We start from the raw sequence: 11,693 nt of genomic DNA, 5'->3' as shown, positions 1-11,693 counted from the left end.
CATCAGTCGACGATTGCGCCTGTGGCCACAACCGCACCGACGATCTTTGCAACCTCGGTAAAATTCGTGACACTGCTGTCGTAGCAGGCGATCGCGTCACCCGGCAGCAGGTAGGGGTCGTAATCGTCCCGATCCGCGCGGCGCAGCATGTCCTCGATCTTGCGCTCGATCACCGTCGAGACGCCCGTGATTGGGTCGCGCGTGAACAGGACGGCCGAACGCTTGGCGCTGGTTGCCCGCGCGCCACCGACACAGTTGGTATTGACCACTGCCTGCATGAACCGCGTCCCGTAGGGAACTTCGCGCACCTCTCGGCCCACGGCCGATGGCGCATTGCCGGTCGCCGGCTGGGTCAGGTTCGACAGGAACAGGGATATGCCGGGCGGGCTGATCGGGCTGGGACGCATCAGGTCGTCCTGGAAACACTGGCGCGAAGGCACCCTGATCTCGTCGCCGGTCAGCAGCATAACATCGACTGCGTTGCGGCCTTCGAAGACGCCGCGCATGTCGAGGACATGCCGGGTTCCGTTACGGCGCAGTTCCACGGCGGACAGGTCGGCATCCGGGCGAACGCCGCCAACCGCGCGCAGCGCTGCCGAAAGATTTCGCGCCTCGGTGGACGCGCCGAGTGCTGCCTGCCGCGCCCGGTCGATGTCGTCGGCGACACGATTGCCGATCTCTACCGCGTGCGGCTCAAAAACCGCTCCGGAAACCGCCACGTTGACGCTTGCGAAATCGGAGACACGCGCAGAGATGCGCGGTGCCTCGTCGTAGAAACCCTCCCGTACGAGAAGGCGTGCGATCTGCGCTTCAATGTCTACGGTGGTACGCCCTTGCGCGCGTACCGGTGGGAGGAAGGGGAGTTTCAGGTCACCGTCGCGCGACACCACGTAATCACCGTTGAAGGTCTCATCGTCGGAAATTCTGATATCGACCAGGTCATTCCGCGACAGGCGTTCACCGCGCAATCCGGCGGTGGCGACGCTGCCGCCCTTGCCCCCTGCGCCCTGACCAGGTCTGCATTTGCGGGCGTTCATCTGCTCTGACCGCAGAATGGGCTGGTCCTCGGACCTGCGAAGTGGCTCGCGGTACTGCGCCTGATACGCGCCTCCGCTCTTGACGGGCGCGAGGTTCTCGGGCGCGGGGGCATCGCCGCAAGCGGCGGTGAGGGCGAAGCTCAGGCAAGAGCCGAGCAGGCGTTTGCGAACAGCAGTCATGATTCTTCCTAAGTACAACTTAGCGTTTTCTAATGCAGGGTTTTGTTCGCTCCACGCGTTCAATCGGGTGGAAGTGTGACCCGAAAGGATAGGTGACCACTCGATAGCGGCGTCTTGCTCTCCCGCCGCGCCCGCGACGGGCGTGTCATTGGCGGGTAGGAATAGCCAACCTTAATGAAAGCCAAGCGACCGTGCCCAGACCTTCCTCCATGTTCAGCCACCTGATTGCCTACGGTGCCTCCGAGATCGCGACCAAGCTGTCGCGCCTCGGTGTCGTCATTGCCGTGGCCCGCACGCTCGACGTGGCAGAGATAGGCGTAGCCGCCGCCGCGCTGGCGATCGGGGACCTGTTGAAGTCGCTGACCCAGAACGGCATCGGGCAGCGCATCATCGCCGCCCCGGCATCCGAGCTTGTACCAACCTGCAACCGGGCGCGTGACCTCTTTTGGGTCTGGTGCCTTGGTCTTTTCGCAATCCAATGCGTCATCGCCGGTGGCGTATGGGCGCTGACCGGCAACATTGCAATGGCCACACTGATCCTTGTCCTGGCTGGCGAGTACCTGTTCATGCCCGGCGGGCTGGTCCAGGCGGGGCTGGCCATGAGGGCAGGCAAGCTCAAGCAGACTGCCGCCATCGCCGGTGGGCAGACCGTGCTGGCGAACCTGATCTCGGTGGCTCTCGCAATGGTGTGGCCGTCGGCCTTGGCGCTTGTCTTGCCACGGTTTCTGACCGCGCCCTTCTGGCTCGTGGCGATGCGCCGCCTGCACCCGTGGCACAGTACTCCAGAGCAAGGCAAGGCTGCGACCCGCCCGTTCATTCGGTTCGGCTGGCCGATCCTGAGCACCGAGATGATCATGACCGCACGGTTGCATGCCGACAAGCTGATCGTCGGCGCGCTGCTCGGCCCGGAAATTCTCGGCCTCTATTTCATGGCCTTCAACGCCGGCCTCAGCCTTGCCTCCTCCTTTTCAGCCGCTTTCGCCGCGGTGCTTTTCCCGCATCTCTGCACGCACTCCGACCGTTCCGCGGCCATGCGCCAGGGGTTCGCCCTGTCCATCGGCATCGTGGCACCCGCAGTCATCCTGCAGGCCCTGCTCGCCGAGTGGTATGTGCCGCTGTTGCTTGGCGAGGGCTGGGACGCCTTGGCGAAACCGGTATCCATCCTTTGCCTTGTCGCCATCCCCACAATGCTCTGGACGGCGACCGCCGGCTGGCACCGGGCCGAGAACCGCCCGATGCTGGAACTCAAAGGTACTGTGCTGCTGACGGCGGCGGTCATGCTGAACGTCGTGATCGCTGCTCCCTTCGGCCTCGACGCCATCGCCTGGGGCTACTTGGTGACGGCCAGCATCATCATGCTGCTGCTCTCCCGTCCGGCCCTGAAATTCGCCTTTACTCCGATCCCCGAGAGCGCCCTGTCATGACCCGCATTTCCATTGTCATTCCTGTTTTCAACGCCGCCCACACGCTGCCAGCCACCATCGCAGCATTGCAGGACCAAAGCTTCATCGATTGGGAGGCGATACTTGTGGAGGATGGATCGGCCGACAGCAGCTGGAGCGTCGCCAAATCCTTGGTGCAAGCCGACCCTCGCCTGAAGTTGGTGCGCAATCCGCGCAAAGGCCCCAGTGCCGCTCGCAACCATGGTGCGATCGTGCAATCCACCGGCGATATCATAGCCTTTTGCGACGCCGATGACATCTGGAAGCGTCACAAGCTGCGTGATGTTGCGCAACATCTCGGCAGGGGTCAGGTTCAGGCCGTTTTCGGGCGGGTTGGTTTTTTCAACGAAGACCCCGGTCACGTTCGCACCCGCTCGCACGTGCCGGCAGGCGACGTGACCGTCCCATCGTTGCTCGGCGAGAACCCGGTCTGCACGCTGTCCAACCTGTCTTTGCGCCGCGACACGTTCGAAATCCTCGGCGGTTTCCGCGAAGACCTCGTTCACAACGAAGATCTCGAGTTCCTGGTCCATCTCGTGGGATCCGGCCACCGCCTTTTGGGACTCGATTCGGATCATGTGCTCTACCGGCTCAGCCCGCGTGGCCTGTCTGCGGATATCGACAGAATGCGTGCCGGACGGTGTGCTGCGCTCGAAACCGCGGCCCGGTTCGGCTTTCGCGCCGATCCGCGGGCGGAGGCCGTGCACCTGCGCTACCTCGCGCGCCGGGCCCTTCGCGTCGGTGCTCCCGCCGCCACCGTGCAGCGTCTTGTCCTCGAAGGATGCTACCAGCATGCCTCCGCCTTTCTTCTACCGGCCCACCGCGGTGGGCTGATCGCGCTCGCCGCGCTGCTGCTGCCGTGTCTGCCCGAACCCACCCGCCAATATCTTTTTGCCAATTGAGGATCTATCCCATGCCCTACGCTACGATCGTCGTTCCCGCCTACAACGCCTCCGCCACACTCCCTGCGACGCTTGCCTCGCTCAGCGCACAGACATTCCGTGATTTCGAGGTCGTCATCATCGATGACGGTTCGATCGACGATACAGCTCTGATCGCCAGTATTCACGCCGCCTCGGACAGCCGGTTTCGGGTTCTCCATCAGTTCAACCGTGGCCTTGCTGGCGCACGCAACAGCGGCATTGGAGAGGCGCGGGGGGAAGTAATCGGGTTTTGCGACGCCGATGACCTTTGGATGCCAGAAAAGCTTGCCACTCATGTAGATCACCTGCTTGGAAAGCCTGACGTGGGTATCAGCTATTCTGGCTCGGCGATGATCGATGACGCAGGCCAACGCATCGGTCATGCGCAGCGCCCCCGCCTCCACGGCGTGACGCCAGCGCATGTCTTCAAACGCAACCCCATCGGAAACGGATCCGCCCCGGTCATTCGTCGCGAGGCGCTTGCAGAGATTGCCTGGCGACCCGCTTCGGAGATGAAACGCGACTGGATCTTCGACGAAACATTTCGTCAGTCCGAGGATATCGAATGCTGGATGCGTCTGTGCCTTTGTACCGATTGGATCATGGCAGGCGTTCCCGGCCTGCTGACTGAATACCGTGTCAATTCCACCGGGCTCTCGGCCAATGTGGACGCCCAACTCGCATCCTGGGAGCGCATGGTGAGCAAGCTGCGCCCAACCGCACCAGAGTTTTTCGCCAGATACGAGGCTGCGGCCCGCGCCTATCAACTGCGCTATCTTGCCCGTCGCGCGGTTAGCAGCGGGGACGGAGAAACCGCCTGTGCTCTGCTCGCCCGCGCATACCATGAGTCCGCTCGCCCGCTCATCGAAGAGCCGCTGCGCAGCGTGTCGACCCTGCTGGCAGCCCACGCCACGGCGCAGTTCGGCGACCTGCCGATGACGCTTGCCCGTTCTGTTTTGAGCGCCGCCCGCGCGTGACCTCGTAAGAAAAAGAAAGAGAGAGATCCATGACCGACCTTCCCCACGTCCTGCACCTTGTCGATGATGCCACGCCGGGCGGCGTGAACCGTGTTCTTCAGCATATCCGGACCTGTCCCATGATGGCCCGATCTGCCCGCCACAGCCTGCGCGTCGTATCGCGCAAGGGCGCTTTGCCGATTTGCGACGCGGATATGATCGTCTCGCACCTCAGCCTCAGCTGGCGCAGACTTCCGGCACTTATCGCGTTCCGCGCCCGTCATGCCAGCAAACCGCTCGTACATGTGGAACACAGCTACACAGAGGCCTTCGCCGCTTTGAACGTTCCCTCCAAACTGAGGTTCTTCACGATGTTGCGGACGTCGCTGGCTCTGTTCGACAGTGTCGTCGCTGTCAGTCAAGCGCAGGCAGAATGGATGAAGCGCCGCCGCCTTGTTTCACCTGACGCGCTTCGCATCATCGCACCGGTGGTCGATCTGCAAGACTTTCGCTCGATCGAAGCTGCAACACGCAAGCCGCAAGTGATCGGCGCAATCGGTCGGCTGCATCGCCAAAAGGGATTCGACATTCTGATCCGTGCCTTCCAAAGATTGCCGAACAAGGATGTTTCGCTGCACATTCACGGCACCGGCCCGGAAAAAACGGAACTGCGCGCACTGGCTGCCGGTGACCCGCGCATCCGGTTCTTCGGCCACTCTGATAGTCCGGACCGCGTAATGCAGTCGGTCGATTTCGTCGCCATCCCGTCGCGCTGGGAAGCCTTCGGATTGGTGGCATTGGAAGCACGCGCTGCCGGACGTCCTATCATCTGCTCGGATATCGATGGCCTGAAAACGAGCGCAGGTGCCGAAGCCACATTCGTCGCTGGTCACAGTGAAATCGCTTGGGAGAAGGCGCTTGCTGCAGCGTTTGAGGTCAATCCGGCAACCCGGAGCGCCGAGCGGGCCTGCGATTGCGAAAGCGCTTTCGCGTCAGCTTGGTCACGACTGATCGACCACCATATCGGTTTCCATGCAACAAAATCATCGGCCGAAGGCCTCACCCGAGGAGCGAGTGTGCAGTTGGATAATGCGATTTAGCATGACAGAAGATTCCGATAAGCGCTCGCTGCGGTGCGGAATTCTTGATCCGTTGAATGTCGTCTGTGGATGGCTCCTGCATTGCAAGAGTTTTCTTGTGGCTTTTGCGGTCTTGTTCGTCAGTACTGTCGTCTGTCCGGCCTGTTTGCGTGGCGGCGTTGTCGCCACTGGCCCTGATGAATTCCGCGAGCGAGGTTCCAATCGGCTTATCGACCTCAAAATATGGCCGCTGACATTCCCGGAGTGTCCTTGCTCTTGGTTGACTTAAGTCCGCATCATCACTTCAACGTCTTGCATCGCGTAAGCAGTCGCCGCGCTCAGAACGCGGGCTGCCGATATTCCTGTTTCTTCGTGAGCATCGCCCAGATGATCCTGGCTGCCTTGTTCGCCATCGCGGTTGTGGCCAGCCGGAACGGCTTGTCCGCGATAGTCTTGGCGGTCCATAGGTCGACTTTCTCGGGTGAGCGCTTCGCCATGACGGCGCGCGATGTCATGCTGACGACCAGCAGCTTTCGAATGTAGCGATCGCCTTTCTTAGTGATCTTGCCGAGACGCTCCTTACCCCCACTCGATTTGTTGAGCGGGGTTAAGCCCAACCACGCCGCCAGGTCACGTCCTGTTCGGAACTGATGCGCGTCACCGATCGTGGCGACAATCGCCGAGGCGGTGATCGGCCCGATCCCAGGCATGCGCATCAACCTACGCGCATCCGCATTGAGTAGCGCGTGTTGTTCGATCATCTTGGAATAGCCGTCAATGCGCTCGTTCAGGCCGATGAACTGATAACACTGGATGCCGAGCATGCTGTTGGCGATCTCCGGCATGTCCGGGTGATCACCGTTAAGGTGGCGCTTTGCAAAGGCCGTTACCGCTTCGATCCCGATGGGCAAGATATGCCCAAACTCGCGCAGAAGGCTACGGATCATATTGGCCATCTGGGTGCGTTGCCGAACAGCCAGGTCTCGCGTTCGATGAATAGAGAGAATGGCTTGCTGTTCCTCCGTTTTGATCTCGACAAAGCGCATGGTCGGGCGCCGAACTGCTTCGCAGATCGCTTCCGCATCAACAGCGTCGTTCTTCCCGCGCTTCACATACGGTTTGACGTAGCCAGCGGGCATGAGCTTCACATCATGGCCAAGCTTACGCAGCTGCCGGCCCCAGTGATGCGAAGAACCACACGCTTCCATGCCGACCGTGCAAGCCGCCAGCGTCTCGGAGAACGACAACAGCTTGGCGCGCTTGATTGCCTTGTTGAAGATAACCCGGCCATTCTCTGAAATGCCGTGCACTTGAAATACGTCCTTGGCCAAATCGAGGCCCACAGTCTTTACTGTCATTGGGTGGCTCCTTTGCTCGCAGTCTATGACAACTGCACTTTGGCACGTTCGATGCCGGTGGAGCAGGAGCCATCCACCTCATCCGCTAAGGGCCGTGTACGGACGTTCTACTTGACCCCGCCGAGTGCATGAAATACTCCTCTGAACTGTTGAGCGGGCGTTGTGTAATGGTAAGACCTCAGCCTTCCAAGCAAGTGATCTGAGTATCACGGAGTTTCTTGGGGTTGCTATATATTTCATTTTGTTTGATTAATTGTCGCGTGGTGCTTCATGCTGTTGCGCTGACTTTCACGCCGTTACCGACAAAATACAGACAAAATGCCAAAGCTTACTGAAACCTTCGCGAAGAAGATCACACCTGCAAAAAGCGGCACCGAAAAGTATTGGGATGCCGAGCTAAAGGGTTTGGTGCTCTTTGTCGGCAAGAAGTCGAAGACTTGGTATTTCCAGAAGGACGTCGGTGGCCAAACACAGCGTCGATTGATCGGACGCTATCCACTGGTCTCGGCGCAAGCGGCCCGGCAGACGGCTCTGGGCTTTGCTCTGGAAATGGGGCGTGGGGCAGGGCGGCATGTACAGATCGGAGTGCCAACGTTGGAGGAGGCAATGGAAGCTTACCTCTCGAGACCTAGGCTTCGGTCGGCAACGCACAAGATCGGCATCAGGCAGCAGTTTGACCTTCACTTGCGGGACTGGATGCGACTGCCGTTGGACGAGATTTCAAAGTCCATGGTTGTTCAGCGTCACGCCTCGCTTGCGCGAACGCCGTCTGCAGCAAACCACCTGTTGAAATACTTTCGAACCGTTTGGAACCATGCCAGACGTACCAGTGATCTGGCTGAAAGTCCGACCGCTGCTATCGAGTGGTTCGAGGAGCGACCTGACGGCGACATCATCGAAGATCTGATGGCGTGGCGTCGTGTCATCGACGATCTCCAGAACCCGATCCACGCGGTATTCTTCGAACTGCTCTTGTTTACAGGTTTGCGCAAATCCGAGGCCTTCACACTGGAATGGAAAAACGTTCACGAAGACCGCATCCATCTCCCGATGACGAAGAACGGGAGAAGTTTCGACCTGCCGATTCTGCAGGTGCACCACGAAATACTCGCGCCGCTCCGCGGACTGCATCGGCGTTGGGTGTTTCCCTCGCCCAAAGGGCCGGAAGGGCGCCTCGCAGCTCCCAAGCGTCTGCAATGGAGCCCGCATGCACATCGCAGGACATTTGGCACGGTCGCCGTTGAAGCCGGACTTCTCGAGGAGATCGTGGGGCGTCTTCTGAACCACACGCCGCTGTCAGTCACTGGTCAGAGATACGCGAAGCCATCACTGGATGCGCTGAGACCTGCAATGCAAACGGTCTGCGCCGAACTATCTCGTCGCACGTCGTCATGATTTCAGTGCTTCCTTTTGACGAGCGTGGAGCAGCAACAGGGCGACCGCGCGAACTGCCTGAATTGGAAGCGCTCCAAACCATCATGGCTGGAAAAGCAACACTTCATCCGCGCCAACATGAACCGCCATGGCTGATACTGAATGAGGCGAAAAAGGCTCTTGCCTCACTGGACCGAGTTGGTCCGCCAATGACTTCTGAAGCACTGGAACGTTTTTCTCCCGAGCTGCTGCCATCGGGTGTTCGGCAGACGATTCTTGAAGGTGAGCATATCTCGTGGACGCGCAGCTCCTCCAAGGGTGAGGTCGCTTTCAGGAAGGCGCTCTTGGGTCCGGAGGGACCTGTTCCAGGCCTTTCTCGACAGATCAGCGATGCGTTGGGCGACCGTCTAGCTCGGAAGAAGCTGGTTAGCTTGGATCATGAGCCTTCCGCAGAGGAAGTGGAAACTCTTGGCCTGATCGAGTTGCCCGATCGAGAAGACGCACAATGGCTTGGCCATTGGCAATGTTATGAAATCGGGCCCGGTGGTTAGCGTTTCGGCAGGCTTGCCTTGCCTTGTCGGCAGAGCTCGACCGCGCGCTCCTGCTTGCTTTGCGCGAGGGACGCATGCTTATCGTTGAAGAGCTTTTCCCCGGTGCGCGGCTTTTGCATCCTGATCGCTGGAAGGAGGAAGAATACGATCCAGTCAATTACATAAACGATTGGGTTGTGCTGACCCGTGACCTGCCTACCGAATGGTTCCGGTCAAGACCGAGAAAGCTTGGACGCCCAGCAGGACGTGGCGGATACACGGCAAAAGATAAACCCTTTGTGGACCAGATACTCGAAGAGTTGGACCGGAATAGCGATGCGACTGTTCATGGTGCTGTCGTGGATATCTTGGACCGGTTTGGCGATGAAATTCCCGGTGCATCTTACGATGCGAAAAAGCGCCGATTGATGAGTAGAATCCAAGAAGCTCGTGAGTAGCGCGCATTTCGCTCAATAAATCTCAAATACAATCAAATGCGGACAGCATGTGAGCCTGTGTATCTCGGGGTAACAGCAAGTTACCCGGAGGTATGGGATGTCACAAAAAGAGCAGTCTGACCTGAAACTGCTGACCCGCTCAGAGGTCGAGCAGGAATACGGCATCGGAAAACGGTATCTCGAGGTTGCGGCGACACGGCGGGAAGGCCCGGCATTTATCAAGATTGGGCGATCGATCCGCTACAGGCGGGAAGACCTGGAAAGCTGGATCCTCGAGCAGCGGGTCGAGACTGCTGCAGATCGTTCCGTGCAATGAATAAGAAATCTTCATATCAAAAGCTCCTGAAAATCAACGAGGCAGCCCGCGACGAACGTCTGACTGCGCACGACAACCTCGTGTTCGGGCGACTTGTCTGGCGCGTCAATCTAACGACAGGCAAGTGCTTTCCGTCCATTGGATTGATCGCCGAAGAGCTTTCGATGACCGATCGCGGCGTGAGCAAGTGCATCGCCCGCCTTGAGAAGAATGGCCACTTAAAAAGGATTATTCATCGAGGGCGTGAGAAAGCCAATGACTATCTGATCCCGGGTCTAAATACGGAACGTGTGTTCCATAAAACCGGAACGGAGGTTCCGAAAAACAGGAACAAGGGTTCCGCCCAAATAGAAAAAGAAACAGAAAAAGAAATAGAGGCCAGCGAGGAGCAGGTGCCGATTGAGGGTGTTGCTCGAACGTCCGCATGCTGTGAGAGAAAAAGCGTGGAAGAAGGGCAGTTCCAGAACAAACTTGCCGACGCGTTCCGAGGGGGCGAGCAGGGCTGGGTCGCGGTGATGCAATTGCCTAGGGATACGTTGGAAGACTTGGAGGCCCGGTGCCTGAACGGAAAGATGAGTGTCGAAGAAGCGGTTGCCGTCGCGAGCAGCGAACTCGGTGTGGAAGTCGCGAAGCTCTGAACCAATCGATGCCATATTTTCTTCGCGTGATCGGGGGGAGGGGGAAAGACGAATTCGTTTTGCCCGGGGACCGGAGAGGGAGCCTTTCTTTGCAACAAACGGAAATTGAATAGAGAAATCCAATTTCTGGCTACGGCCTCGACGATAATGGTCGCATCTGCTGCATTGCAGACCTGCGAGTAAAGCGCGGCTAACGGCAGGATTGAGCCCAATCAAACGATTGCTGCACCGGGAACGAACGGCGGCAATTTGAAATATAGCAGACGTCCAGCAACCTTGCATCATTCATATCTCTGACCCATTGTGGTTATCTGAATTTAGCATCTGATCATTGAACGCTATCGTCTTGCTGGTCGCATACAGACAGGATGAAGAAGATTGATGAGCGCCTGTCATGCAAAGAATGACAAGAACAAGGCTTTGGTCATGCGCTATGTCAAAGAGGTGCAGGAGCAACACTCGTTGGCGACGATTGGGGAAATCTTTGCAGAGGATTTTGTCGATCATTCTCGGGTAGCTGGTGGAGTATTTGACGGTGGATTGGTGCAACTTACCGAAGGGCTGGCTTCAATCTTGTGCGCGTTCCCCGACTTGGAGGTCGCAATCAACCATCTATTGGCGGAGGGCGACAAGGTAGTCGCACATAAGTCTTTCACGGCGACTCACCTCGGGCCATGGATGGGTGTCGCGGCGACGGGTAAACGAGTGGAGTGGGAACTTGTCAGCATCTACGGGATTCGAGACGACAAGATCTCGGAGTATTGGGGAGTTTTGGATGATCGACGCCTCAATGAATCCCTTGGATTGCCCCGATAGTTCTCTGCTTTTGGCCAACGACCGAAGTCTAACACCATCAGCACCGATGTCTGAACTTTTGCACATCCGAGAAATAGTCCCCAGGTCAGCAATCGGTCTCAAACCGGACCTCCGGAGTTTTGATCGAGTGGCAGCTCCGTCCCGCACATAAGACATCGAACGCTCTTGCAGCGAAAGGCCGCCATCTGAAAAATTGCCATAGAAGGTTTTGCGATCAGCTATTGTTTGGGTCCGCTCACGGTGAACAAAAAAAGAGGCCTTGAACGACACCCGGGAGGGGTGGGTTCGATCGCTGAAACCACTGATTGCGCCGACCCGCGTGTTCTCTAATTCGCAGATTTTTTTCCCGGATTGAGCGGAATTTTCCAAGCGCGACAGTCAAACGAAATGAATAATCGATGACCACCAAACCTCCCCGAAGAAGGAAGGCGAATGTATTTTAATTAAATTAATTCAAATGCTTAGATGATTCGGATCAATAATCGTTTTGCACGGCTGTGGCATTTTCCGGTTTCGTGTGTGCCGAAGCGATTTCTGAAGTTTTTTTCCCTATCGGTTTGCAGCCGTTTTCAACTTAGCGTCGGAT

12 protein-coding genes are annotated in these 11,693 nt (G+C 58.2%); 10 read left to right on the top strand and 2 right to left on the bottom strand.

Features of this window, described 5'->3' with window-relative positions; genetic code table 11:
• Nucleotides 1-2: 2 nt before the first annotated feature.
• Entirely contained in the window at nucleotides 3-1,217 is a 1,215-nt protein-coding gene (locus FIU89_RS16950; protein WP_152494567.1) for a polysaccharide biosynthesis/export family protein, read from the bottom strand.
• Nucleotides 1,218-1,426: 209 nt separating this feature from the next.
• Here FIU89_RS16950 and FIU89_RS16945 point away from each other — a divergent pair, with 209 nt between their 5' ends.
• The 4 genes from FIU89_RS16945 to FIU89_RS16930 are packed head-to-tail and all read left to right on the top strand — an operon-like array spanning nucleotide 1,427 to nucleotide 5,638.
• Nucleotides 1,427-2,641 (top strand): oligosaccharide flippase family protein, encoded by a 1,215-nt coding sequence (locus tag FIU89_RS16945; RefSeq protein ID WP_152494566.1) that lies wholly within the window; start codon nucleotides 1,427-1,429, stop codon nucleotides 2,639-2,641.
• The gene (locus FIU89_RS16940; protein WP_152493677.1) at nucleotides 2,638-3,561 is read left to right on the top strand and encodes a glycosyltransferase family 2 protein; all 924 of its coding nucleotides are present in this window, start codon (nucleotides 2,638-2,640) and stop codon (nucleotides 3,559-3,561) included. Before FIU89_RS16945 ends, FIU89_RS16940 begins: the two co-directional genes overlap by 4 nt.
• 11 nt (nucleotides 3,562-3,572) lie before the next feature.
• Nucleotides 3,573-4,559 carry a glycosyltransferase family A protein gene (locus FIU89_RS16935; RefSeq protein ID WP_152493676.1) on the top strand — a complete coding sequence of 329 codons (987 nt, stop codon included), beginning with the start codon at nucleotides 3,573-3,575 and terminating at the stop codon, nucleotides 4,557-4,559.
• A 29-nt stretch (nucleotides 4,560-4,588) separates the two neighbouring features.
• Entirely contained in the window at nucleotides 4,589-5,638 is a 1,050-nt protein-coding gene (locus FIU89_RS16930) for a glycosyltransferase (protein ID WP_152493675.1), read from the top strand.
• Nucleotides 5,639-5,955: 317 nt separating this feature from the next.
• Here the strand turns inward: FIU89_RS16930 and FIU89_RS16925 are convergent, their stop codons facing one another.
• A complete protein-coding gene (locus FIU89_RS16925) occupies nucleotides 5,956-6,975 on the bottom strand; it encodes an IS110 family transposase (protein ID WP_152493674.1) in 1,020 nt (339 codons plus the stop codon).
• Between the two features lie 318 nt (nucleotides 6,976-7,293).
• Between FIU89_RS16925 and FIU89_RS16920 the strand changes: the two genes are divergently transcribed.
• The 6 genes from FIU89_RS16920 to FIU89_RS16895 all read left to right on the top strand — a co-directional run bounded on the left by FIU89_RS16920 (nucleotide 7,294) and on the right by FIU89_RS16895 (nucleotide 11,107).
• Entirely contained in the window at nucleotides 7,294-8,370 is a 1,077-nt protein-coding gene (locus FIU89_RS16920) for an integrase family protein (RefSeq protein ID WP_152493673.1), read from the top strand.
• Complete coding sequence (locus FIU89_RS16915; protein ID WP_152493672.1) at nucleotides 8,367-8,900, top strand: hypothetical protein; 534 nt, start codon at nucleotides 8,367-8,369, stop codon at nucleotides 8,898-8,900. The genes FIU89_RS16920 and FIU89_RS16915 overlap by 4 nt, the downstream gene beginning before the upstream one ends.
• A 23-nt stretch (nucleotides 8,901-8,923) precedes the next feature.
• Complete coding sequence (locus FIU89_RS16910; protein ID WP_152493671.1) at nucleotides 8,924-9,337, top strand: hypothetical protein; 414 nt, start codon at nucleotides 8,924-8,926, stop codon at nucleotides 9,335-9,337.
• A 97-nt stretch (nucleotides 9,338-9,434) separates the two neighbouring features.
• Nucleotides 9,435-9,653 (top strand): AlpA family transcriptional regulator, encoded by a 219-nt coding sequence (locus FIU89_RS16905; RefSeq protein WP_152493670.1) that lies wholly within the window; start codon nucleotides 9,435-9,437, stop codon nucleotides 9,651-9,653.
• Nucleotides 9,650-10,291, top strand: a complete 642-nt coding sequence (locus tag FIU89_RS16900; protein ID WP_152493669.1) for a helix-turn-helix domain-containing protein — start codon at nucleotides 9,650-9,652, stop codon at nucleotides 10,289-10,291. The genes FIU89_RS16905 and FIU89_RS16900 overlap by 4 nt, the downstream gene beginning before the upstream one ends.
• 426 nt (nucleotides 10,292-10,717) lie before the next feature.
• Nucleotides 10,718-11,107 (top strand): ester cyclase, encoded by a 390-nt coding sequence (locus FIU89_RS16895; protein ID WP_172978150.1) that lies wholly within the window; start codon nucleotides 10,718-10,720, stop codon nucleotides 11,105-11,107.
• Nucleotides 11,108-11,693 lie beyond the last annotated feature (586 nt).

The organism is Roseovarius sp. THAF27, assembly GCF_009363655.1.
Classification (GTDB): domain Bacteria; phylum Pseudomonadota; class Alphaproteobacteria; order Rhodobacterales; family Rhodobacteraceae; genus Roseovarius.
This window is presented reverse-complemented; position numbering and strand designations above follow the sequence as displayed.

Excerpts from the sequence above, each read along its gene's own strand:
- FIU89_RS16930 (WP_152493675.1), top strand. The coding sequence starts at position 4,589 with ATGACCGACCTTCCCCACGTCCTGCACCTTGTCGATGATGCCACGCCG.
- FIU89_RS16935 (WP_152493676.1), top strand. The coding sequence starts at position 3,573 with ATGCCCTACGCTACGATCGTCGTTCCCGCCTACAACGCCTCCGCCACA.
- FIU89_RS16945 (WP_152494566.1), top strand. The coding sequence starts at position 1,427 with ATGTTCAGCCACCTGATTGCCTACGGTGCCTCCGAGATCGCGACCAAG.
- FIU89_RS16915 (WP_152493672.1), top strand. The coding sequence starts at position 8,367 with ATGATTTCAGTGCTTCCTTTTGACGAGCGTGGAGCAGCAACAGGGCGA.
- FIU89_RS16925 (WP_152493674.1), bottom strand. The coding sequence starts at position 6,975 with ATGACAGTAAAGACTGTGGGCCTCGATTTGGCCAAGGACGTATTTCAA.
- FIU89_RS16920 (WP_152493673.1), top strand. The coding sequence starts at position 7,294 with ATGCCAAAGCTTACTGAAACCTTCGCGAAGAAGATCACACCTGCAAAA.
- FIU89_RS16940 (WP_152493677.1), top strand. The coding sequence starts at position 2,638 with ATGACCCGCATTTCCATTGTCATTCCTGTTTTCAACGCCGCCCACACG.
- FIU89_RS16895 (WP_172978150.1), top strand. The coding sequence starts at position 10,718 with ATGCGCTATGTCAAAGAGGTGCAGGAGCAACACTCGTTGGCGACGATT.
- FIU89_RS16905 (WP_152493670.1), top strand. The coding sequence starts at position 9,435 with ATGTCACAAAAAGAGCAGTCTGACCTGAAACTGCTGACCCGCTCAGAG.
- FIU89_RS16950 (WP_152494567.1), bottom strand. The coding sequence starts at position 1,217 with ATGACTGCTGTTCGCAAACGCCTGCTCGGCTCTTGCCTGAGCTTCGCC.
- FIU89_RS16900 (WP_152493669.1), top strand. The coding sequence starts at position 9,650 with ATGAATAAGAAATCTTCATATCAAAAGCTCCTGAAAATCAACGAGGCA.